22 protein-coding genes and 2 riboswitches are annotated in these 23,818 nt (G+C 38.5%); of the genes, 7 read left to right on the top strand and 15 right to left on the bottom strand.

Annotated features, from left to right (window positions below; all coding sequences use genetic code 11):
* The first annotated feature begins 179 nt into the window (after window positions 1–179).
* A complete protein-coding gene (locus NIZ91_06450; GenBank protein ID USY56287.1) occupies window positions 180–2,318 on the top strand; it encodes an AAA family ATPase in 2,139 nt (712 codons plus the stop codon).
* A 40-nt stretch (window positions 2,319–2,358) separates the two neighbouring features.
* Here the strand turns inward: NIZ91_06450 and NIZ91_06445 are convergent, their stop codons facing one another.
* The 3 genes from NIZ91_06445 to NIZ91_06435 all read right to left on the bottom strand — a co-directional run bounded on the left by NIZ91_06445 (window position 2,359) and on the right by NIZ91_06435 (window position 5,117).
* Entirely contained in the window at window positions 2,359–2,628 is a 270-nt protein-coding gene (locus NIZ91_06445; GenBank protein USY56286.1) for a hypothetical protein, read from the bottom strand.
* Between the two features lie 202 nt (window positions 2,629–2,830).
* A complete protein-coding gene (locus NIZ91_06440) occupies window positions 2,831–4,525 on the bottom strand; it encodes a M3 family oligoendopeptidase (protein USY56285.1) in 1,695 nt (564 codons plus the stop codon).
* A gap of 127 nt (window positions 4,526–4,652) precedes the next feature.
* On the bottom strand, window positions 4,653–5,117 hold the full coding sequence (locus NIZ91_06435) for a MarR family transcriptional regulator (GenBank protein ID USY56284.1): 465 nt from the start codon (window positions 5,115–5,117) through the stop codon (window positions 4,653–4,655).
* Window positions 5,118–5,260: 143 nt separating this feature from the next.
* Between NIZ91_06435 and NIZ91_06430 the strand changes: the two genes are divergently transcribed.
* Window positions 5,261–6,031, top strand: a complete 771-nt coding sequence (locus tag NIZ91_06430; protein ID USY56283.1) for a DUF4931 domain-containing protein — start codon at window positions 5,261–5,263, stop codon at window positions 6,029–6,031.
* A 144-nt stretch (window positions 6,032–6,175) separates the two neighbouring features.
* Window positions 6,176–6,907, top strand: coding sequence for a ZIP family metal transporter (locus NIZ91_06425; GenBank protein USY56282.1), 732 nt, complete (start codon window positions 6,176–6,178; stop codon window positions 6,905–6,907).
* A gap of 49 nt (window positions 6,908–6,956) precedes the next feature.
* On the opposite strand, the gene NIZ91_06420 is transcribed toward NIZ91_06425, so the two are convergent.
* The 10 genes from NIZ91_06420 to NIZ91_06375 form a co-directional block, all read right to left on the bottom strand.
* A complete protein-coding gene (locus tag NIZ91_06420) occupies window positions 6,957–7,196 on the bottom strand; it encodes an aspartyl-phosphate phosphatase Spo0E family protein (protein ID USY56281.1) in 240 nt (79 codons plus the stop codon).
* A 272-nt stretch (window positions 7,197–7,468) separates the two neighbouring features.
* Entirely contained in the window at window positions 7,469–8,800 is a 1,332-nt protein-coding gene (locus tag NIZ91_06415; protein USY56280.1) for a CoA-disulfide reductase, read from the bottom strand.
* Window positions 8,801–8,902: 102 nt separating this feature from the next.
* Window positions 8,903–9,922, bottom strand: a complete 1,020-nt coding sequence (locus tag NIZ91_06410; protein ID USY56279.1) for an ABC transporter permease — start codon at window positions 9,920–9,922, stop codon at window positions 8,903–8,905.
* Complete coding sequence (locus NIZ91_06405) at window positions 9,919–11,424, bottom strand: sugar ABC transporter ATP-binding protein (protein ID USY56278.1); 1,506 nt, start codon at window positions 11,422–11,424, stop codon at window positions 9,919–9,921. The genes NIZ91_06410 and NIZ91_06405 overlap by 4 nt, the downstream gene beginning before the upstream one ends.
* A gap of 12 nt (window positions 11,425–11,436) precedes the next feature.
* Window positions 11,437–12,507 (bottom strand): sugar ABC transporter substrate-binding protein, encoded by a 1,071-nt coding sequence (locus tag NIZ91_06400; GenBank protein ID USY56277.1) that lies wholly within the window; start codon window positions 12,505–12,507, stop codon window positions 11,437–11,439.
* A gap of 186 nt (window positions 12,508–12,693) precedes the next feature.
* Window positions 12,694–13,209, bottom strand: coding sequence for a cupin domain-containing protein (locus NIZ91_06395; GenBank protein ID USY56276.1), 516 nt, complete (start codon window positions 13,207–13,209; stop codon window positions 12,694–12,696).
* 13 nt (window positions 13,210–13,222) lie between these two features.
* Window positions 13,223–13,861, bottom strand: a complete 639-nt coding sequence (locus NIZ91_06390; GenBank protein ID USY56275.1) for a methylthioribulose 1-phosphate dehydratase — start codon at window positions 13,859–13,861, stop codon at window positions 13,223–13,225.
* Window positions 13,858–14,517: a 2-hydroxy-3-keto-5-methylthiopentenyl-1-phosphate phosphatase gene (locus tag NIZ91_06385; protein ID USY57107.1), complete on the bottom strand. Its 660-nt coding sequence runs from the start codon at window positions 14,515–14,517 to the stop codon at window positions 13,858–13,860. Before NIZ91_06385 ends, NIZ91_06390 begins: the two co-directional genes overlap by 4 nt.
* Window positions 14,517–15,755 carry a 2,3-diketo-5-methylthiopentyl-1-phosphate enolase gene (mtnW, locus tag NIZ91_06380; GenBank protein USY56274.1) on the bottom strand — a complete coding sequence of 413 codons (1,239 nt, stop codon included), beginning with the start codon at window positions 15,753–15,755 and terminating at the stop codon, window positions 14,517–14,519. Before mtnW ends, NIZ91_06385 begins: the two co-directional genes overlap by 1 nt.
* An 88-nt stretch (window positions 15,756–15,843) precedes the next feature.
* Window positions 15,844–15,951: riboswitch (SAM riboswitch) on the bottom strand.
* 96 nt (window positions 15,952–16,047) lie between these two features.
* Window positions 16,048–17,244 carry a pyridoxal phosphate-dependent aminotransferase gene (locus NIZ91_06375; GenBank protein USY56273.1) on the bottom strand — a complete coding sequence of 399 codons (1,197 nt, stop codon included), beginning with the start codon at window positions 17,242–17,244 and terminating at the stop codon, window positions 16,048–16,050.
* A gap of 107 nt (window positions 17,245–17,351) precedes the next feature.
* Here NIZ91_06375 and NIZ91_06370 point away from each other — a divergent pair, with 107 nt between their 5' ends.
* The 4 genes from NIZ91_06370 (at window position 17,352) to NIZ91_06355 (ending at window position 21,051) form a co-directional block, all read left to right on the top strand.
* Window positions 17,352–18,134: a carbon-nitrogen family hydrolase gene (locus NIZ91_06370; protein ID USY56272.1), complete on the top strand. Its 783-nt coding sequence runs from the start codon at window positions 17,352–17,354 to the stop codon at window positions 18,132–18,134.
* 92 nt (window positions 18,135–18,226) lie between these two features.
* A riboswitch (SAM riboswitch) is annotated at window positions 18,227–18,395 on the top strand.
* Between the two features lie 100 nt (window positions 18,396–18,495).
* Window positions 18,496–19,668: an S-methyl-5-thioribose kinase gene (mtnK, locus tag NIZ91_06365; GenBank protein USY56271.1), complete on the top strand. Its 1,173-nt coding sequence runs from the start codon at window positions 18,496–18,498 to the stop codon at window positions 19,666–19,668.
* 12 nt (window positions 19,669–19,680) lie between these two features.
* Window positions 19,681–20,727, top strand: a complete 1,047-nt coding sequence (gene mtnA, locus NIZ91_06360; GenBank protein ID USY56270.1) for an S-methyl-5-thioribose-1-phosphate isomerase — start codon at window positions 19,681–19,683, stop codon at window positions 20,725–20,727.
* 132 nt (window positions 20,728–20,859) lie between these two features.
* On the top strand, window positions 20,860–21,051 hold the full coding sequence (locus NIZ91_06355) for a hypothetical protein (protein USY56269.1): 192 nt from the start codon (window positions 20,860–20,862) through the stop codon (window positions 21,049–21,051).
* A gap of 6 nt (window positions 21,052–21,057) precedes the next feature.
* Here NIZ91_06355 and NIZ91_06350 read toward each other — a convergent pair whose 3' ends face one another.
* Both NIZ91_06350 and NIZ91_06345 read right to left on the bottom strand, forming a co-directional pair.
* Window positions 21,058–21,468, bottom strand: coding sequence for a methylated-DNA--[protein]-cysteine S-methyltransferase (locus NIZ91_06350; protein ID USY57106.1), 411 nt, complete (start codon window positions 21,466–21,468; stop codon window positions 21,058–21,060).
* Window positions 21,469–21,583: 115 nt separating this feature from the next.
* Window positions 21,584–23,743, bottom strand: a complete 2,160-nt coding sequence (locus NIZ91_06345) for a PAS domain S-box protein (GenBank protein USY56268.1) — start codon at window positions 23,741–23,743, stop codon at window positions 21,584–21,586.
* Between the last annotated feature and the right edge of the window lie 75 nt (window positions 23,744–23,818).

Genomic DNA, 23,818 nt, shown 5'->3' with positions numbered 1-23,818 from the left:
ACACAAAATATTCTACTTGAAATAAGAAATAACTTCCAAAACAAAAGTATAAGCAAAACACTTGAAAGTCAAAAAAGGTCAAAGTATAATAAACTCACAAAGGTCAAATATAGTCAAAGTCAAATTGGCTACTTGATCAATGATTACATTCATTTAATTATTCTAAGGAGGTCTTTTAAATGATGTGTCAAAACTGTCAACAACGTGAAGCAACAATTTATTTAAACGTACAAGCTAACCAACAAAAATCACAATATCGTTTATGCCATACATGTTATCAATCATTAATGAAACAAAATAAGATGCCGTCTGGATTTGGAGGTGGTCATTTCATGAACATTGATGATTTATTCAATCAGTTAGCAAACGAACAAGCCATGAATCAATCAGCTCAGCAGCCTACTCCTCAACAAGGAGGAAACGGTGGTGGATTCTTAGACGAATTTGGTCGCAACCTAACACAAATTGCAAAAGCTGGTTTAATTGACCCTGTTATTGGACGTGACGAAGAAATTGAACGCGTCATTGAAATCTTAAACCGCCGTAACAAAAACAACCCTGTTTTAATTGGTGAGCCTGGTGTAGGTAAAACTGCTGTTGTCGAAGGCTTAGCATTAAAAATTGCAGAAGGCGATGTTCCTTCAAAACTCATGAATAAAGACGTATACTTACTAGACGTCGCTGCTCTTGTAGCAAACACGGGTATTCGTGGTCAGTTTGAAGAGCGCATGAAACAGCTAATCAGTGAACTACAGCAGCGCAAAAACGTCATTGTATTCATTGACGAAATTCACTTGCTTGTTGGAGCTGGTTCTGCTGAAGGTTCAATGGATGCAAGCAACATCTTAAAACCAGCATTGGCCAGAGGTGAACTTCAGGTTGTAGGTGCCACAACGCTGAAAGAATACCGCGCTATTGAAAAAGATGCGGCTCTTGAGCGTCGTTTCCAACCTGTAATGGTCCATGAACCATCTGTAGATGAAGCCGTCCAAATTTTAAAAGGCATTCAAAACAAATATGAAGCGTATCACAGCGTTAACTTTACTGAAGATGCCATTAAAGCTTGTGTAAATTTATCACATCGCTATATCCAAGACCGATTCTTACCTGATAAAGCCATTGATTTATTAGATGAAGCTGGCTCAAAAATGAACTTAAAAGCAGGTATTACAAACAAAGATGATATTGATAAGCGACTAAAAGAAATTGCTGTGGCAAAAGAAACAGCTTTAAAAGAAGAAAAATATGAAGCTGCTGCCAAACTTCGTGATGAAGAAGCAAAGCTTGAAAAACAGCTAAACCAAGAGCAAGAAAAAGCTGAAGTTACAGTTGAACATATTCAAGCAATCATTGAAAAGAAAACGGGTATTCCAGTTGGAAAACTCCAAGAAAATGAAGCTCATAAAATGAACAACCTGTCAGCAAACCTTTCTGACAAAGTCATTGGGCAAAGCGAAGCAGTAGAAAAAGTTGCAAAAGCAATTCGTCGCTCTCGTGCTGGGCTCAAAGCGAAACACCGTCCTATTGGATCTTTCTTATTTGTTGGTCCAACAGGGGTTGGTAAGACAGAGCTTACAAAAACTCTAGCAGAAGAAATGTTTGGAACAAAAGATGCGATGATTCGTCTTGATATGAGTGAGTATATGGAAAAGCACGCGGTGTCTAAACTGATTGGTGCACCTCCAGGTTATGTAGGTCATGACGAAGCCGGCCAATTAACTGAAAAAGTTCGTCGTAACCCTTACTCTATTATTTTACTTGATGAAATTGAAAAAGCGCATCCTGACGTTCAGCATATGTTCCTCCAAATCTTAGAGGACGGACGCTTAACTGATAGTCAAGGCCGTACCGTAAGCTTTAAAGATACGGTAATCATTATGACAAGTAACGCAGGTGTAGGAGAAAAGAAAATTACAGTGGGCTTTGAAGCAGAGAATGAAGCACTTAGACATGCTTCTGTTTTAGATTCCCTCTCTGCTTACTTTAAACCAGAATTCTTAAATCGTTTCGATGCGATTATTGAATTTAATCACCTTGAACAAGAACACTTAGTAAAAATTGTTGAGCTTATGCTTCATGAATTAGAAGAAACGCTTAAAGAACAAAACATTGCTCTACAGGTTACAGATAAAGCCAAAGAAGCGCTAGCATCTCTTGGCTACCACCCGGCATTTGGTGCTCGTCCACTGCGTCGCGCTATACAGGAGCACGTTGAGGACCAAATAACTGACCTTTTATTAACAGATGAAGAAATAAACGAAGTTTTCATTGATGCTAATGACCAGCAAAAAATCAGCGTTACTTCTAAACTAAAATAATGAAAAAGCGACTCCCCATTGGAGTCGCTTTCTTTCTATTTTATTGATTATCCTCTTGATCGTCTGTTGATTCTTCTGTTTCATCTTCCTCAGCTGGTTCCTCTGCCTCTTCTGTTGCACCTTGCTCTTCTGTACCTTCTTCTACAGCTTCTTCCTCAACCGGTGTTTCTGCTGGTTCTCCAGTTGTTTCTTCCGCATCTTCCGTTTGCTCTTGATCTGTTGTGTCTTCTCCCTCTTCTGCACTACATGCTGTCATAAGCGTAATTGCTGCAAATGCTCCAAATAATTTGACTAAGAAACTTTTACTCATCGTACCTGTCCCCTTTCAAATCAATTGAGCCACTATGTACGTGCTTCAACATGGCTCCTGAGATGATTATAGTTCAAAAAAAAGGAAAAAAGAGCGTTTTTACAGTCTTCTAACAAACTCTTTACACTATGCTCATTTCTTTATATTTCTCATTCATTTCCTTTACAAAGTAACAAAAGCGAGCCTGTTCAGCTCGCTTCCCTTACAATGATTGATCATCTATACTATTTAAATAGGCTTTAATATCACCAATAACCGACTTTACGCAGCCGTCTTCAAAAGGCGAAAGTAAATTGGCTTCTTTCACAAGCGAGGTAAACGACTTGCTTCCACCAAGCTTACATAAATGCAAATAGTCTCTCCATGCTTGTTCATGATTTTCATTGTCTTTTTTCCAAAATTGAAATGCACAAATTTGGGCCAGCGTGTAATCAATATAATAAAATGGATCGTTGTAAATATGAGATTGCTTTTGCCAGAATCCACCGTTTTCAAGGTATGTTTCGCCATCATAATTTTTAGAAGGCATGTATTTATGTTCTAACTTTCTCCACTCGTTTTTTCGCTCTTCTGGCGTAAGCGTTGGATTTTCATAAACAATATGTTGAAACTCGTCAACTGCTACACCGTAAGGTAAAAAAAGCAGCCCTGAGCTTAAATGCGTGAACTTATACTTTGGTGTGTCTTCTTTAAAGAAACCTTCCATCCATGGCCACGTAAAATACTCCATGCTCATAGAATGAATTTCTGCTGATTCATAAGTTGGCCAGTAATATTCCATTACTCCAATATTTCTGCTTTGATATACTTGAAAAGCATGCCCTGCTTCGTGAGTTAATACATCAATATCACCTGACGTGCCGTTAAAATTCGAAAAAATAAACGGCGCTTTATAACGTTCTAAAAACGTACAGTAGCCCCCACCTGCTTTACCTTTCTTGGCAACTAAATCCATAAGGTTATTATCCATCATAAAACCAAAGAACTCATCTGTTTCTGCTGAAAGCTCACTATACATCTCTTTACCTTTCTCAATAATCCAGTTTGCATCTCCTTTTGGGATTGCATTGCCTGTTTGAAACTCAAACGACTCATCGTAATAAAGTAATTCGTCAACACCAATGCGATTCGCTTGTCTCTTTCTAAGTTCTTCTGCTAATGGCACAATCTCTGTTAAGACTTGCTCTCGAAACGCTTGAACCATCTCTGCATTATAATCTGTACGAGTCATACGTGCATATCCAAGCTCTACAAAATTCTTATATCCCAGTTTCTTTGCCATTTTTGTTCGTACCTGAACTAGCTCATCGTAAATACGATCTAATTCACCTTCATGATCTTTAAAAAATTGAAAGCGTGAAGCAGCAGCATTTTTTCGTATTTCCCTGTTTGGTGACTGCATGAAAGGCTCCAGCTGGGCAAGAGTGCGCTCTTCGCCGTCAAACATAATTTTAGCGGAGGCTATAAGCTTCGTATACTGAGAAGAAAGCTTATTTTCTTTCTGTAAATCTTCAATAATAGATGGATGGAATGTCTTTAAATGGCTTTCAGCTAACGCAAATAACTGCGTTCCTAGTGCAACTTCTAACTCTTCACGAAAACTTGATGAAACAAGTGCTTCATAGTATTCATGCATAAGCTCTTCATACAGAGGACTAATTTCATCAAAATAATCCTGCTCTCTTTGATAAAACTCATTGTTTGTATCAATAGAGTGGCGAATATAACACAAGTTGCTCATCGTACTATAATCTGTTCGCAACTCGTTTAGTTCTTCGATAGCTTCGTACTGCTTTTCAATATTTTTAGCTTCTTTTAAAATAGTAATACTTTGTTTAAACTCTTTTTTCAGCTGATTTAAATCTGGTCTTTCGTATGTATATTGATCAAATGTCACTTCTTTTTCCCCTCTCTTTTTATAAGCTCATTTATGTACTTCGTGATGATTGCTTAATCTCCTCTAATCAATCATCAATGACTGTTTCCCCATACAAAAAAAGCATCAAATCGATGCTTTTTTTGCTTTATTCAGACGGTGTATACTCATCTGCATAGTGTCCAATTTTCTTTAATAGCGAAATGGCTACTTCTTGCTCTTCACTTGTGAGCACCGATAAAAGGCTATGAATACGCATTTCATGGTCAGGAAACATGCTTTCAATCATTTCTTTTCCTGATTCCGTAATTTGCGCATACGTTACGCGACGATCGTTTGGACAAGCTACACGCTCTAAAAAGCTCTTTTTCTCTAGCTTGTCAATAACATACGTGATGCTACCGCTTGCCAATAAGATTTTGCCACCAATTTGTTGAAGAGGCTGTTTTCCTTTATGATATAAAAGCTCTAATACAGCGAATTCAGTTGGGTTCATACCATGTTGTTGAATAAACTTATGAACATGCTCCATAACGGAACGATTCGCTCTTGATAGAACAATGAATAATTTTAAAGATTGATCTAATTCTTCTCGATTTACTGTTGAATCCATTTTTATCAGTTCCTTTTTTAATTTATCTCGATATCAAGATAATACTAAAATTTGGTTAAAAAGTCAACGAAGCAAGCTAAACAGTAGATTTCTGCTAATTGTTCTACTACAATAGATATAATTAGATTAAAAAGGTGAAGCTTATGAAACCATCTCATTTATTTTTTAATTCAGCAATTGGTTCACAAAAACCAGAAACCATTGTAAATCGTCAAAATCCTTGTCCATTCTGTGATGTGGACTCTCTAACCGGCATTATTGAAAGAGAAGATTCAATTATATGGTTAGAAAACAAGTATCCCGTTCTCCAAGATGCTTATCAAACTGTCATTATCGAAACAGATCAATGTCAATCAGAACTATCAGAATATCCAAAAGAGCATTTGTATAAACTGTTTTCATTTGTGACGACTCGCTGGCTACAGATGATCCAGAGCAAAAAATATGAGTCCGTTTTATTCTTTAAAAATCATGGGCCCATGTCAGGTGGTTCTCTTCGCCATCCGCATATGCAAATTATCGGGTTGAAAACATTTGATACAAGCTCAAATATTACAAATGCGCATTTTGAAGGCATTTCAATTCAACAAAACAAAGATATTGAGTTTAACTTATCTATAAAGCCACGCATGGGATTTTTTGAATTTAATATCGTAACATCGAATATTCAAAAACATAATAAAGAAGTAGCCGATTATGTTCAAGCTGCTACTCATTATTTGCTTAATCATTTCCACCGTAGCTGTACGAGCTACAACCTGTTCTTTTATCAGCTGGATGATGGGCGAAGCGCATGTAAAGTTATCCCTCGCTTTGCAACCTCTCCGCTGTTTGTTGGTTATGGAATTCCTCAAGTGTCAAACAAAATTGAAGAGATTGCAAAACAAGTGCATTCCCTTTACTTTTCGAAATAACTGCAATCAAAAAAGCTTGAAGCGATGGCCTTCAAGCTTTTTTCATATGAACATATAAGAGAAGTTCTACTTTCACGAAAAGATAAAGAAGATTATAATGAGTGTAGTAATTACGTGGAACGATAGAAGAAAAAGGAGATTGTTATGACAGATGTACTTATAGGCAGTATTCTTTCTGCACTATCCACAGGGCTTGGTGCTGTGCCGATTTTATTTATGAATCAGGCAGTAACGCATCGCTGGAAAGATGTGCTGCTGGCGTTTACAGCCGGCATTATGATGGCTGCTTCAACAATGAGCTTAATTCCTGAATCCCTTGCAAGCGGGAACTTTTATTCGTTAGCAATTGGGCTTTTACTCGGGGTCATGACGCTTACAATTTTAGAACAAAACATACCTCATATTGATTTAGAGCATTCTAAAACAGGGATTCAGTTTGACGAAAAAGCTTTATTGATTATTGCAGCAATCACGCTACATAACTTGCCGGAAGGACTATCAGTTGGTGTAAGCTATGCATCGGATACAGAAAACACTGGAAACCTGATTGCTTTAGCCATCGGATTACAAAATGCGCCGGAAGGGTTATTGGTTGCTCTGTTTTTAGTACAGCAAAATATCAGTAAGTTGAAAGCATTTTTAATTGCAACATTAACAGGATCTGTAGAAATTATTACGTCGCTACTTGGTTTTTATCTCACTAATTTTGTCGAGTCTCTTGTGTCGTACGGATTAGCATTCGCAGCTGGAGCAATGCTGTTTATCATTTACAAAGAGCTAATACCGGAAAGCCATGGAGATGGAAATGAACGATTTGCAACATATTCTTTCATCATCGGCCTGCTATTTATGGTTTTTCTTATTAACTTCTTTTAAGGTACTAGTAGATACAGGGCAGATTAGAGCACATCTTTGCTGCCCTTTTTTACGATTTTGAAAAAGATAAAAAGCGACCGATTGTTTCTGTAATGCTTGTCCGATCTTCTTCCTCACGCAACAGTTGTTTTTGGTAAAGCGTCAAAAGTTGATCTAACTCTTGGCTACAGGTAATGGTTTCTTCACTTGATAAACCTGTTTTTTCACCAATCTCCACCATTTTTTGTCTTTTCCTCACAATTTGTATAAATAACGCTTCTGATTTACTTTGCTTTTTTAAACCAAACACAAGATCCTCTCCTATTAAAAGAAAATTAGCCTATAACGCATTATTACAAATTCTACTAAATATGTAAATAGAGTCGCAATAATAGACATTTTTCTTATAAAGTTTTTTTTACACTAAAAAAGAAAGCGTTACCAATGTTGATTTTCCAAGCTTTTGTTTTTAGAAAAAAATTCCTCTTCGACAAAACATGCAGATATGACAGCGCATCTACAAATTTTGCAATGTCTCCTTTAAATGATAAACCGACGTGATAGATCCACGTCGGTTTGTCATTATGTGGCTTTTTGAGAAGCAATTTGAACCGCATCCCAAACGGTAGCAAAAGGTGGAGCATAGCTAAGATCCAGCAAGGTTAGCTGCTCAGTTGTTAATCCTGCTGTGATGGCTGTTGCAAACACATCAATTCGCTTAGCTGCTTCTGAATCACCCATAATTTGTGCTCCTAGTATAATATGTGTGTCTTTTTCGTAAACGAGTTTAATTAACATTTTTGTTGCATCTGGATAGTACGGTGTGTGATTATAAGCGTCTACCGTAACTGCTTTATATTGAAGGTTTTCTGCTTTTGCCTCTTTTTCAGTAATTCCAGTTTTAGCAACTTCTAAATCCATAACTTTTAAGATGCTTGTACCAATGACACCTGGGAACCGTTTATTTTCTCCTCCTAGGTTTGCGCCTAAAATTCGTCCTTGCTTATTAGCAATTGTACCAAGTGAAAAATGAACCGGTTTTTTCAACACAAGATGATAGCTGCTTGCACAATCACCCGCTGCATATAGGTGCGGAACGTTGGTTTCCATTTTGTCATTAATGAGAATTGCACCATTTTCTAGCATTCGAATGCCATTTCTCTCTAAGAAAGATGTATTTGGTTTCACTCCCACATTTACAATAACAAGGTCTACTTCATGCGTATTTTTATTGGTACGAACCGCCGTTATCTTTTCATAATCTGCAATTAACTCTTCCACTTCTTCATTCACATGAAAAGCAATATCCTTTTTTAGCTCGTCTTGTATTGGTGTAGCGATTTCTTTGTCAAACATGGACAGTATATGATCTCCACGCTCAATAACAGACACTTGCTTTCCTAATAAATGCATGGTTTCTACTAGTTCCATTCCAATATATCCACCGCCGATAATCACAACTTTTTGTACATTTTCCTCTTTTAAATAACGATGAATATTCGTACTGTCTTCTAACGTCTTTAATGAAAATATATTTTGAGCATCAACCATAAAGGGTGGCCTTACTGCTGAAGCTCCCGTTGCAATAATGAGCTCATCGTACGACACTTCTTGTGACTCATTTGTTTGATGATTATGTACAACAACATATTTCTTTATGTGATTCACTTCTTTTACTTCATGTTGAAGATGAACCGTGATGTCACGCTCTTTAAACTCATCAACTGTTCGAGCGATAAGACTTTCTTGCTTTTTCACAACACCTGATAAATAATACGGCATACCGCATGCACTATATGAAACATCCCGGCCTTTTTCAAATACAATAATTTCGGCTTCTTTGTCTAAGCGACGTAGCTGAGATGCTGCACTCATACCAGCCGCTACGCCTCCAATCACAACAATTCGCTTCATTTTATAGCCCCCTTTTTATTTGCATATTTCCCTTACTTTGCCCGATTTTAAACAAAAAAATTGCACGAAGATGACAAAGTCACCTCGTGCAATCTTGCGTAATTATTTCTTTGAACGGTAGTATGTAAGAGCTAAAGCAGCTGCAAGAACCGTCCCTTTAATAATGTCTTGTGTATAGTACGGAACATTTAACATCGTTAAACCATTTAAGAGGACGCCAATTAAAATAGACCCAAGCAGCGTGCCAATAATATTCGGTTTACCTGCCCCAAATACGGAGAAACCGATATATGCTGCAGCAACAGCATCCATTAGAAAAGGAGCCCCTGCATTCACTTCTCCCACCCCAATTCTTGCTGCTAAAACAACTCCCCCAATCCCTGCTAGTAAGCTCGATAACACATAAGCATACATACGGTAGCGATTGACTGGAATTCCTGAAAGCCTTGCTGCTTCCATATTTCCACCCGTTACATAAAAGAATCGTCCATATTTTGTATATGTAAAGAAAATATGGACAACGAGGACAGCTAGGAGCATAATAATCACTGGCACAGGAACTCCCAGAACATGCCCTTGTCCTAGTGCTAAAAAGGAAAAAATAAAGATTCCAGGTGCACGCTCCCCACCTTCTAAAGGCATATTCGTATAAATAGCCGATCCTTTCGTATAGGTTAACAAGATTCCCTGTACAATAAACATCATTGACAGCGTGGCTAAAATATCAGGAATTTTAACTTTCACCACAAAAAATGCATTCACAAGCCCCACAAGTAGGGAAGCTAAAATTGGAATTAACAATGCTACTAGCAACTCTTGCCGATGCAAGACAAGCATAGATGCTGATAGAATAGTTGCTAAACCAGCCGTCGAGCCAACCGATAAATCAAGGCCATTGACAGTCAATGAAATTGTCACACCTAATGCGATAAGCGTGACAATTGAAATTGAGCGTAAAATATCGCTGATGTTTCCTGGAGTTAAGAAATTGGGTGAAGCAATTGAAAAAAAGATGGTGACTAGTAAAATAGCTACTACTGTACCGTATTTTGTGACAAACTCCATCCACTGTCCTGTTTGTTTTTTTGTTTTTACTTGTTCATTCACTAACTCTGCACTCATACCGTTCCTCCAGACGCGTAATAAAATAATTGTTCATACGTTGCTTCGGCTTTCGATAGTTCTTTTACAATTGTCCCGTTATACATAACGTAGATTCGATCAGCTATGTTGAGTAATTCATCAAATTCACAAGTTGCGTATAAAATGCCTTTTTGTTGTTTGGTTAATTCATTCATTATGGAGAAAATTTCTTGTTTGGATCCGATATCAATGCCTTTTGTGGGCTCATCAAATATATACACGTCAGTCTCTTTTAAAAGCCATTTACCAATGGCTACTTTTTGCTGATTACCACCGCTTAGCGTTTTTACTTCTTGCATAACAGACGCGGCTTTAACTCCAATATTCGTGGCTACAGTCTGAGTGGCTTCTCTTTGTTTTCGCTTTTGTACAAACGTCCACTTCGTAAAATTTTTTAAGCTAGGAAGTGACAAGTTAAGCATAATGGGTTCATTTACTAAAATACCTTCTTTTCGTCTTTCTTCTGGTATGAGAGAAAGCTTATTTTTAATATAGTAGCGCGGAGAGCGATTTACTAAAAGTGGATGGTTGCGCATTGATAAATGTCCGGTTGTTTTGTTTTCCAGACCAAATAAGCTGCGACATAATTCTGTTTTCCCTGCACCGACAAGCCCTGCAATACCAACAACTTCTCCTTCTTTAACATGAAACGAAATACCTTGTAGTACACTTGGTAGAGACAATTGTTCTACACGAAGCAGTTCATCTCCAACTGCTACTTCTTCACGTACCGACTCTTGTGCTATTTGTTTTCCTAGCATAAATGTAATCATTTCTTGAATTGTTGATTGTCCAATTGCTTTTGTCACAATATGCTTTCCATCTTTTAGCACGGTGTACTTGTCGCACAAATCACTAACTTCTTGAAGACGATGGGAAATATAAATAATGCCCACCCCTTTTTGCTTTAAGTTATCCACAACTTCAAACAAGCGCTTTGTTTCATGTTGACTTAGCGGTGCTGTTGGTTCATCCAAGATAATATATTCTGCATCTTGTAAGATGGCACGAGCAAGTAATACTTGCTGCTTTTCTGCTAGCGTTAATTCCGATACATTTTTTTTAACGTTTAACGTTGAACCCAGCGTAGCAAGAGCACTTTTCGCTTCAGTCGCATGCTGCTTCCACTTAACGATTGCAGGGCTACCTTTACTTGTTTGACGGTCCAGCGCAATATTCTCCGCCACCGTTAGGGAGGGGACAAGTGCGACATCGACTTCTTGATGAACAATGGCAATCCCTAAATTTTTCGCATCTTTCGGAGAACGAAGCGTAACAGATTGACCATTTTTGTAAATGTTCCCACTATATTCGGAGTATGCTCCAGATAATATTTTCATTAACGTACTTTTCCCTGCACCGTTTGCTCCTAATAAAGCATGGATTTCGCCTTTTTTCACGGTAAAACCTACATCTTGAAGCGCTTGAAATGATTCAAATGACTTTGCGATATGCTTCATTTCTAATTGTTCAATCGTCATCTGTCTTCTCCTCTACTCTTTTTGATTCCAAGCTTCTACAAATTCACCCACTTGGTCCATGTTAATAGGCGCATCAGGTAAATCATCCTGAGTAATAAGCGTTGGGTTAAACGAGTAATACCTCGGTACGTCTTGGCCAGAAATTCTTTGCAGCACAAACTCCACTTGCTTTGTACCAATGGCTGCTGGATTTACCGCTGCTGATGCTTTCCATGGGCTATTTTCCTCTTGCATCATTTGTAAGTCTTCATCCGATAAATCAACGCCATAAACTTTAATTTCATCTCGGCCTGCTTCTTTAATTGCACGCGTAGCTCCTTTGGCGAATTCGTCCCATGGTGCCCACACGGCTGTAATATCACCTTTATTTGGATACTTTTTCAAGATAGCCGCCATTTTTGTTTGCGTATCTAGCGATGTATTTGATGTAGCATTTCCAAATCGCGCAACTTCTTTTACGTCGGGATAGCGTTCTAGCATAGCTTCATAAATGGTATTTCGCTTTTCCATTGGTGCAAAACCACCAACGAAAATGTACACAATCTTTCCTTCGCCATTAATATCCTGCATCATTTGCTTTAAGCCTTGAAGTGCCAACATGTAGTCATCTTGGTCGATGGTTGTCACACCATCGACATCTAGCTCAACATCAAATGCAACAACAGGAATTCCTTTTGCAACCGCACGCTTTACACCAGGTTCTAGCGTTTCAGAGCGCCCGTGCTTAATAATAATCCCGTCCACATTTTGATTGATTGCTGTATCTAAATAAGCTGCCATCTTTGACTGATCATTGTTGGCATCTGAAACCGTAAGCTGAATACCTTGTTCTTTAGCAGCTGCTGTCGCACCGCTAATATACTGAGCTGCGTGTGTGCCCGTTGTAAACTCCGCAATAAGCGCGACTTTTGTATCTTTACTCACATTTTTAGCTGTAAAATTTGCCTCTGTGCTTTTTTGTTCTTTGACTTGTGGCTTACTTGTCGCGTTTATATCAGGCTGTTCGTTCGTACATCCAACCATGATGAACAGAACAAATAGTAAGAAAATAAATGGACTATACCATTTCTTTGCACGTTTCATCTTCTTCCTCCATCCCTTACTAATCTCATAAAAATAGTAAGAATTATTCCTAGCGCAATGAAGAGCCAGCGCTCACTTAAAGCTTTTTATTGCTTAAGAAAATGCCGCTTCATCAAGAAGAGAAGCGGCATCTTTTGCGTTACCTACGCACACATCCTGCTATTTTTCCTTGTCTACAACTTCAATTTATTCGTAGATTGGCACCCAGCCTTCTGTTGTAACAAAAATACGAACTGCTACTACTTTGCGATCTTCCATTAATGTAAAGTAATGGCGCACGTTCTCCGGAACAGAAATTAAGTCCCCTGGCTCTAATTCAACATCAAAGAATGAACCGTCTTTTCCTTGGATAACGAAAATGCCATGTCCACTAACAATAAAACGAACTTCATCGTCTGTGTGATGGTGTTCACGCTGGAAGTTCTTTAATAGCTCTTCTAAGTTAGGCGTGGTATCCGACAGCGAAATCACATCTTGTGCTTGATAGCCTCGTCTTGAAGAAATATCCTTAATCTCTGCATCAAACGAAGCTAAGATTTCTTCTTTTTCTTCGTCTGTTAAACTAAATTTTTCACGTAAGTTTTCAGGTAGCTTTGTAATATCCCAATTTTCATAAATGACTTCATTGCTAGCTAAAAAGCTTGCTACCTCTTCTTGATTTTCAATACGTGCGTCTGTTTCATGTAAACGAATGTTTGCCATATGTAACTCCCCCTTAAGTAAGTGTTGGTTGGTTATATTTCTTTAGTGAAAGAATTTTCACGTGATAACTAAATAAAAACTCGTATGCTTCTAGCGCTTTTTTCGCTTCAAATGCATTTTTTCCCCATACGGTAATACCGTGGTTGCGAATTAAAACAGCTCCTTGATCAGCCGTTACATATTCAGCAAAGACTTCAGCTAACGTCGGAATGTCTGCATAATTCGGAATAATCGGAACAGTAATCTCTGCATCTTCTTCCCAAATACCAAGTGCTTTAATAATTTCCTGTCCCTTGAACGTTACTTTCCCTTCGTCACCATATAGTTCAGAAATAACGTTGTTATCAATTGTGTGTACATGCAGGCTACATCCAGCGTTTGTATGGTTATAAACTTTAACATGTAAAAGCGTCTCAGCGGAAGGTTTTAGATGCGTTTCTTCCGCTGCGTTTCCACGGCTGTCTACAAGTAAAAAGTCTTCACTTGTACGCTTTCGCTTATCTTTTCCACTCGCTGATACGAAGAAAGTTGTTGGCTCGTCACTGACCTTAATTGATAAGTTCCCACTCGTTCCAAAAAACCAATCTCGTTCTGCAAGTTCCTCTTTTACATCTCCAATTTCTTGCAAGCGCTGCTGTGCTAAAATACTCATACTTCCACCTCCGATAATTCGTTAATATGCTCAATGACATCGTGAAATGTTTCAAACGGACGATGCGGTAAATTTAACTCTTTGCATTTATGAAGTAGAAAATCACGTGCCAATACACAATCAGCCATTTTTGCTGCCTGTAAATCTGTAATGGAATCTCCAATTACAATGATAAAATCTTCGTCTGTTGCCAAGCTTCGTATAATTGACGGCTTGCAGCAGCCACAGCCATTTTGGCAATGTTCATCACATGTATGAGGCCACGTAATTTGAATTGTTTGCCCTGAAAAATCTGAGCCGTTGCAGTAAAGCTTTTCTTGTTCTACTTTCCCTTCTAACATTGGCTCAACAAAAAAATCAATTCCTCCACTGACAATATAAAGCGGAATCTGCTTCTCTTTTGTATAACGAACAAACTCTTCAAACCCTGATCGAATCTCAGAACTTGATAAAATGTATGACACAATCTCTTCTTGTAAAGAAGTAGGTAGTAATGAAAACATCTTCCCTACTCCTTCTTGAACTGATACGCGCTCAGCTAACACATCGTCTTTAATGGTCTCCCATTCGCTGGGAGCAAATTGTTTCATAATGGCAATGATGTTATCGCTGTTTGTGATTGTACCGTCAAAGTCACAGAAAATCTTCATCTCAATCACCCCTTTACTTTCACTGTTCCCCATAAATCAAGTGCTTTTTGCAGCGCTTCATCATTTGTTTCTTCTAAAGTCTGACCAGCAAGCGCAGCGTCGACTGCTGCACGAAATGCTTTTCCTCCACCGATTGCTCCATCCGGATGACCGTGTACGCCTCCACCTGCATTAATAATGCTGTCTACACCAAAATCCGAGATAAGCTGAGGTACCATTCCTGGATGAATACCTGCTGATGGAACCGGGAATGTTTGCTTATACGTATATAGAGGTCTAGTTACCTCGTACGTAATTCCAGCTGTATCTTCAAAAGGCATAGCAACGCTGCCATACGGTGATGGGAATAATGAAAAATCTGCTCCAACCAGACGAAGTAGTTTTCCTAGTAAAAGAGAATTTGAGAATCCATGGAATTCAGATGGTGTTAATGCACCGCTTACTGCTGGGTGAGCCATGATTGGCAAATTAATTTCATCATCTTCCCGAAGAGCTTGGAGTACATCCAGTCCATATGCAAACACGTTAAATAATAGAGCATCAGCTCCTAACTGAGCTGCTTTTCTAGCTTTCTCTTTTAAATCAAATGTACGCCCCGTCAAATTTACAGCATATAGCGTACGATGACCCGTTTCTTTATATACTTCATCAAGCACTTTTTTTCCTTCTGTAATTCGCTGTTCGAACGGTGTCAGTTCATTGTCAAATAGAATTTCATCATCCTTTACAAGATCCACACCTCCAAGCGCTTGTGCACGAAGCTGCTCGGTTAAATAATCTATATCACGCCCAATTACACCTTTAAAAATGCTCATAACAAGAGGACGATCGTACACTTTTAACTTCTCTCGAATGCCTTCAATTCCGAAGCGTGGGCCAGGAAAAGCAGATAATGCTTCTCTAGAAAACTCCAAGTCTAATAATTTAACTTTTCCATCTAATGATAGTTTTCCGAAAACAGTAACTAAAATAGCAGGCAAATCATTTGTATAATTAGCAAGAGGATAGCCAATTTTCACAATCGCTTGCTTTGTCGTTTGCTCTAAATAGTTGTTTACGCGATCGCAATCTTCAAGTGGGGTAATTTCAACTACGCGTCCTTTATGCTTTCTAAGCTGCTCCTGCTCAAGCTGAGGTAGGTTTGTCCAAGAACCTACCGTTAAGCCTAGAGCAATGCCTTCTGCTTTTTTTTCAAAGTTTCCTTTTTCATCATGTAATAAATAACTTGCAACGATTTCACTCATTTGCTTCAAACTCCCTTGCTGTAAATTTCCCATCGTTACGAAATAAAAAAGCCTCTTCTTGTGAGAAAGAAGAGGCTTTTTTGCTCTCTTCTTATCTCTCAGCTACTGCTGCAAGATTTAGCACCGTGCTTAACGAAACGTTAAGTCGGTTGCCGGGCTTCACAGGGCTAGTCCCTCCACCTACTCTTAATAAGAAAATTGCTATTTATATTGTATAATCGATTTTCACACTGATCGTATTCTTCAAAAATATATGTTCATGAATCAACAACTTCTTACATATTAAGCCAACTCAAAAAGAATTGTCAACGTATTTTTTGAATAAATTTAACTTAGCAATTCGATCAACCGCTTCTTTCAACCGTTCTTCATCGGTTAATAAACCTACGCGCACATAGCCTTCTCCGTATTCGCCAAACCCAATTCCAGGAGCAACAACGACGTGAGCTTTTTCCAGTAACAAATCGGAAAATTCTTCTGATGTATAACCTTTTGGCACAGGCAACCATGCAAAAAATGATCCTGGTGGAGCTTCAACGTCCCATCCAATTTCACGCAGTCCATGAATAAGAATCTCACGACGAGATTCGTAGCGTTCTACTAATTCATCTACGCAGTTCTGTGAATCTAGCAAAGCCACCGTGGCTGCTTGCTGAATGCCGCTAAATACACTTACAAATAAGTGATCTTGTAAAAGGTTAATCGCTTCAATCACGCTTTCGTTTCCAACGGCAAAGCCGATTCGCCACCCTGCCATATTATACGTTTTTGATAGCGTATAAATTTCAATGCCAACTTCTTTGGCGCCTGGAGTTTGCATAAAACTAATGGGCTTTTCGCCATCAAATCCAATTGCACCATACGCAAAATCATGCACAATGCACGTATCATACTGACGAGCAAATTCAACTGTTTTTTCAAAAAATGGTGCCGTAGCTACTGCGCCGGTCGGGTTATTTGGATAGTTTAAAAACATTAGCTTGGCTTTTTGCTTCACTTCTTCGCTTATTTCCTCGTAAACTGGCAGAAAGCCATTCTCTTTTTTTAAAGGCATGACTTCCATTTTCGCTCGTGCTAGCTCCACTCCTGACCAATAATCTGGGTAGCCTGGGTCAGGCACTAAAACTGTATCTCCAGGATTAAGTAAGCACTGAGGAATTTCTACTAATCCGGCTTTTCCTCCAAACAAAATAGCTACTTCTTTTTCGGGATCCAGCTGAACACCATATTCTCTTTCGTAAAACGTTGCTGCCGCTTTTTTCAGAAAAGCTTGCCCCCGAAACGGTGAGTACTTGTGGTAGTTTGGGTTTTCACTCGCATCTTGAAGGGCCTTGACGATATGAGGAGGCGTTGGCTGATCTGGATTTCCTTGCCCTAAGTTAATCACGTCATGTCCTTCTTTTATCACCTTTGAAACTTTACTAACAAGGGATGCAAAAAATTGTTTTGGTAAACTTTTTAATAGTTCTGATTGTTCAAATTGCTTCATGTGAACACCTTCTCAAAAAATTCTTGAAATTCTAGTCACAAATAATATATTGTAATAGTCAACTTGTAAAGTCATTTTTATAAAATAAATCGGGATGGTGAAGCTTAATGAGTTTAAAGGTAGCCTGTTTACAGCTTAATCTTGCATTTGGAAATCCTAAAGAAAATTACGAGCATGCTGAAAAAAAAATGAAAGAAGCACTGCTTGAATCTCCAGATATTCTTATATTGCCAGAACTTTTTGATACATCTTATGATTTACAGAACCTCGACGCTATCGCGGACTCTGAAGGAAAGCAAGCGACTAGCTTTTTCTCCGCTTTCGCAAAAACGCACAGCATAAATATCATTGCTGGATCAGTTGCTAAAAAAACAAAAGATGGTGTTACGAATACAATGTATGTCTTTAATCGTGAAGGTGAGGAGGTCGCTCAATATAACAAACTACATTTATTCAAATTGATGAATGAGCACTTATTTTTACAACCAGGTGAAGATAAAAACATCTTTACCCTCGAAAACTCACTATGCGCAGGTGTTATTTGCTACGATATTCGCTTTCCAGAATGGATTCGCGTTCATACAAGCGCAGGTGCAGAACTCCTTTTTGTCGTTGCCCAATGGCCAAAACCAAGACTTGCTCATTGGAAAGCGCTTCTAGTGAGCAGAGCCATTGAAAACCAATGCTACGTGGTTGCTTGCAACCGCTCTGGAGATGACCCCGCTAACACGTTTGCTGGTCACTCGTTAATCATTGACCCTTGGGGAGAAATTATTGCAGAAGCAGGCGAGAGCGAAGAAATACTAACAGCAGCTATTGACTTATCAACCGTAAAAACAATCCGAGAACAAATTCCGGTCTTTACAGATCGTCGTACAGAATTTTATTAAATCTCGCTGTTGACATCCAAAAATTCACATGATAAGATGTTCTCCAGAAGTTACTAATAAGTCAAATAAATCAAAATTAAATAATATCTTTACTCTTATCAAGAGTTGGCTGAGGGATTTGGCCCTATGACGCCCAGCAACCGACCGTAATACCATTGTAAAATGGAGCGCAGCTTTTTTAGCGCTATAAAACAATTCGTTGTTTTATGAAGGCACGGTGCTAATTCCAACAGAAAGAGAAATTTTTCTGGCAGATAAGAGGTTTGAATGATCATCAAGCCTCTTTCACTCACCGAAAGAGGCTTTTATATGTTTTAAAAGCCTCCGGTTATACTTTTATTTTTTATGGAGGTAGATAAAAATGACAATAACAACTTATACATATGAGCCACTAAATGAAATGACAGCAATTAAACTTGTAAAACAACTGAAGTTATTTTCCGAAAGCGAAGCTCTTACGGCTCGTGAAATTGGTGACGGCAATTTAAATCTCGTTTTTTATATTGTAAACGACCAAACCAATAAGTCTGTCATTGTAAAACAAGCTCTTCCTTATGCGAAAGTTGTAGGAGAAAGCTGGCCTTTATCACTCAAGCGCGCAACGATTGAAAGCAATGCGCTCAAACAGTTTGGGAGCTTAACACCCGAACTCGTTCCAGAGGTTTACTACCATGATGAAACGTTAGCTGTCACGGTTATGGAAGACCTGTCTCACCTTACAATTTCTCGTACAGGATTAATCCAAGGAGAAGCCTATCCACTTCTTTCAGAACATGTCGGTAAGTTTTTGGCTCATATCGCGTTTAAGACGTCTGATTTTGCAATTAAGCCTCAGGAGAAAAAAGAGCTGGTTGCTCAATATATCAATCCCGATTTATGCAATATTACCGAAGACTTAGTGTTTACAGATCCGTTTTTTGATTATGATACAAATGAATTTGAAGAAACGCTTAGAAGCGAGGTAGAAGACTTATGGGCAGATGAAGAAACCAAGCTTGAAGTCGCTAAGCTTAAACAAAAGTTTTTAACAAGTAGCCAAACGCTTGTACACGGCGATCTGCACACGGGTAGCATTTTTGCCAGTGAATACGAAACAAAAGTAATTGACCCTGAGTTTGCATTCTATGGCCCATTTGGCTTTGACTTAGGACAATTTGTGGCCAACTTGCTGCTTAATGCTTTGTCTCGTCCTTCACAAAATCGCAGTCTACTTTTTGATCATATCGCTAAAACGTGGGATGTTTTCCAAACAACATGGCAAAGACTTTGGGCTGAATCTGAGGTGGAACCATTCACTAAAAATCCAAACTATTCCGACTATATTTTACAACAAACCTGGACGGATGCGGTTGGCTACGCAGGATGCGAGTTAATTCGACGTACAATTGGATTAGCACACGTAGCGGATATCGATTCATTGCCTGACGACAATCGCTTAAATGTTCAAAAAGCAGCTATCCGCTTAGGACGCTATTTATTGACTCATCAAACAGAAATTAGTGCACATGATTTTGAGAATTTGATTGAAGAATGAAAGGAGCACAACATGACACACACTCTTACACTCCCTCGTTCAGTTGAATGGAAGGAAACGTTTATTTCACTGCTTGACCAGCAGCTATTACCAAACACAGTTGAATATATCGAGCTTCATACCCTACAGGATGTATGGGATGCTATCGTTACGCTAAAAGTACGAGGTGCACCTGCAATTGGCATTACTGCAGCGTTCGGCCTAGCACTTTCGGTCCAAAAATATGAGGTACAGACGATTGAAGAGTTTAAAAACAACCTGCAGGCCGATAAGGAGTTTTTGGCGAGCTCTCGTCCAACAGCCGTCAACTTATTTTGGGCGTTAGACCGCGTAGTAAACAGCATCAATAAAGCGATTTCTGTAAATGAAGCTAAAACACTTGTTATCCATGAAGCGATTCAAATTCAAGCGGAAGATGAAGCTACCTGCTACCGCATAGGTGATTATGCATTATCACTGTTTGATAAAAACAATCGTATTATGACAATTTGTAATGCTGGGTCGATTGCCACAGCGTATTATGGAACTGCTTTGGCACCTTTTCATATTTCAAAAGAACGTGATATTCCACTGAAAGTATTTGCGTGCGAAACACGCCCTGTTCTCCAAGGGTCACGTTTAACGGCATGGGAACTTCAAAAATCAGGCGTAGACGTGACGCTTATCACAGACAGCATGGCTGCACATACCATTAAAACAAAAGGTATTAATGCTATTATTGTCGGAGCTGATCGTATTGCAGCTAACGGTGACACTGCTAATAAAATCGGGACATATGGGCTTGCGCTATTAGCAAAAGCATTTAATATTCCTTTTTATGTAGCAGCTCCAAAATCGACGTTTGATTTATCAATCGCATCAGGAGCTGAAATTCCAATTGAAGAACGCTCGGCAAAAGAAATCACGCATATTGGTGATGTACAAGTGGCTCCAGACAATATTTCTGTTTACAACCCGGCATTTGACGTTACCCCAAGTGAATTAATTACGGCCATCATTACAGAACATGGCATTATTCATTCACCTTCTGCCGATACAATCAAACTTGTATTAAATTAAAAAGAGAGAATCTCAACTTATGATGAGATTCTCTCTTTTTGTAACATAAATGTAACAGTAATTTATCATCTACCTACATATATTATAGTTAGTTTTATCATGTTAAGCGAAATCTGTATGGGAGGGGTAGCTATGACCAAACAAGAACATCCTGACTCAACCTGTAAAAAGCGAAAGCAGCGCGCACGAAAGGAACAATTTCAGCTTTTAGATGTTACAAATCAAACCATTCAGCAAGATCATCAAGACGAAACGTTCACGTCCGTAGATGGTGTATTTGTACAAGGGGAAGGATGGAAGCTAGAGAATGATGATGAAACCTAGCTAGTGCTACGCTAACACAACCTTTCCATTTGCTACTTGTATTCCTTCTAACATTAAAAGTTTCTCTTTTAAATGCACCTGTGTCCCTGCATAACCAGTTAAATCTTTTGAAACGCCAATAACACGATGACAAGGTAAAAAGATAGGTAGGCGATTTCTACGATTCGCTTGTCCTACCGCACGAACAGCTTTTGGCTGTCCAATCATGCTTGCTAACTGTTTATAAGAAATAACTTCTCCATATGATATGTCTTTAAGTGCAGTCCATACCTTTTGCTGAAATTCCGTTCCTACTATTTCTAACGGAAGATCAAATCTTTGCCGCGCTTGAACTACATACTCATGTAGCTGCTTTGTCGCTTCTTTAATATATTCATGGTCTTCTAATAAAGTGACCGTTCCCTTTGTTTGTAACATCAACTCATCAAAAGAAAAGAATAAACCGGAAATCCCTTTATCAGAACATGTGACGTACACATGTTCATTGTCAAACAACGGAATGCTTCCATAATACTTCATCGTTTTCTCCTCTCTATTGTACTTGGGAAACGGGTAACATCACGTGAAATGTTGTACCTATCCCCAACTCACTTTCTACTTCAATATATCCTTTATGTTCTTCTACTATCTTATAAGACACCATTAGTCCCAGTCCAGTTCCTTTTTCTTTTGTGGTATAAAACGGTTCTCCTAGCTTACGAATTCGCTCTGCAGGCATGCCTTCTCCTTCATCTCGAATCGATACTCTCATATAGCGATTGCTATGATGCTTGACTTCTATAGAGATTACTCCTCCGCCTTTCATTACTTCAATTGCATTTTTAATTACATTAATAAAAACTTGTTTTAGCTGATGAGGCTCACAATAAACCTTTGACAATGATGGATCAAAGTCTGTTTCAAATTGAACATTTTCAAGTAAAGCTTGAGCGTTTAACAAATCAATCGTCTCTTGTACGATAACGGCTAGTGATTTCTCTTCAAATTTAATTGCCTGTGGCTTAGCCAATACTAAAAACTCTGTAATAATTGATTCAATCCTCTGCAGCTCAGACGTAATAATATCAAAATAAAGCGAATGATCTTCTTTCATGCTATCTTCAAGCAGCTGAATGAACCCTTTTAATGCGGTCATTGGATTTCTTATTTCATGCGCAATACCAGCTGCCAGCTGTCCTACCACTTGAAGCGTATCAGATTTTCGAATTTGCTCCTCCATCTGCTTCTTCTCCGTTACATCGCGAATAATGGTCATGTATAAGCCTGGTAAGATACCTTTTTTCGTTGAAAACTCGATTTGTTTTACTTTACCGTTAGCTGTCTTATACTGAATATCTCCTTCTCCTTCTCCTTTTATCTCAATCATAGCCTTATGCTCAATAACTAAATCAAAATTAGAGGATGATAAAAACATTTCCATCGTTTGCGAACAAATCTCTTCCTTCGTTTTTTCTAAAATTTCACAAGCAGGTTCATTAACATCAATGATTTTCTGTTCGCCATCCCATAAGATTAAGCCATCCATTGAACCATCAAAAATTTTTCGGAATTTCTGTTCGTTATTTCGAAGCTCTTGTTCCATTTTAGTTCGCTCGCTGATATTGCGAAAAATGGTCAAATTATAGCCTTCAATAATACCTTTCTTTCCTGTGAACTCAAGCTCTTTTTCTTCCCCGTTTGGCATATAAAAAGTAAGTTCTTCACGAATCTCTTCCTGCTCAATAAATTGATAATATAGCTTCCATACATGACGATCTTTCTTATTAATAAACGTTTGAAGATTTGTGCCGATTAGCTGTTCTAACGGTAGCTCAAATGTTCTGGAAGAAGCGGCGTTGGCATTTACAATTACCCCGTCATGACGCCAAATTAAAATAGCCTCAATTGCATCTTCAAAAATGGCTCGAAAGTTTTTCTCACTTCGCAACAATTGCTGCTCCATTCTTCTTTTCTCCGTTACGTCACGCATAATGGACATATAGTAACGGCTATAAATATTTGCGGTTGTCGTGAATTCAAAAAAAGTTACGTCTCCATTTTCAAGTTTAATTGGAAGTTCTCCGCTCGCTTTGCCCTGTTGCTGAAGAAGACGCCATAACTTTTTTAGCTTATAGTGATAGGCTGGCTCAACTAATTCTGTTAACGTTTTTGTTAATAAGTATTCTTTTGAAAAATTCAGCCGGTCACAAAAAGATGGATTGACGTCAATCAGCTGTCCTGCTCGATCGAAAATAACAATTCCATCAACCGCTTCGTTGAATACATCCATAAACATATGCTGACTCAAAAAGCGCTCGTTCTCCACCATTTTTTGTGCTGTAATGTCACGAAAAGTACAAATCGTACTACCAGAAGCTTCGCTTCGCTGTTCACACGTAAACTCTACATATTTTACGATGCCATTTTGCAAACTCATCGTACCTTCATAAGTAAACTTCTGATTTTCTACGAGCGTTGGGTAATAATCATTAATAACGTCATACGGAAACAACATAAGAAAGTCTTTCAATTGACATGCAATCAGTTCATCATAATTCTTTTCAAATAACTGACTGGCTGCTTTATTGACATGCTGAACATAAAAACTCTCGTCAAATACAATAATTGCATCTGAAACTGTATTAAAAATGGCACGCAACTGTTTTACTTCTTCTTGTTGGTCTTGTATCGGTAGCTGCCGATGTGGAGCCATGCCACATCCTCCTTTCTAAACTCTTTCTTCCTATCAAAGAACAAATCTATTTCGACAAATTCCTGCTTTCTTTCA

It is taken from the genome of Bacillus sp. 1780r2a1 (assembly GCA_024134725.1).
Taxonomy (GTDB): domain Bacteria; phylum Bacillota; class Bacilli; order Bacillales; family Bacillaceae_H; genus Priestia; species Priestia aryabhattai_A.
Note: the sequence above shows the minus strand (reverse complement) of the source record. Positions and strands in the feature narration are given on the sequence as shown.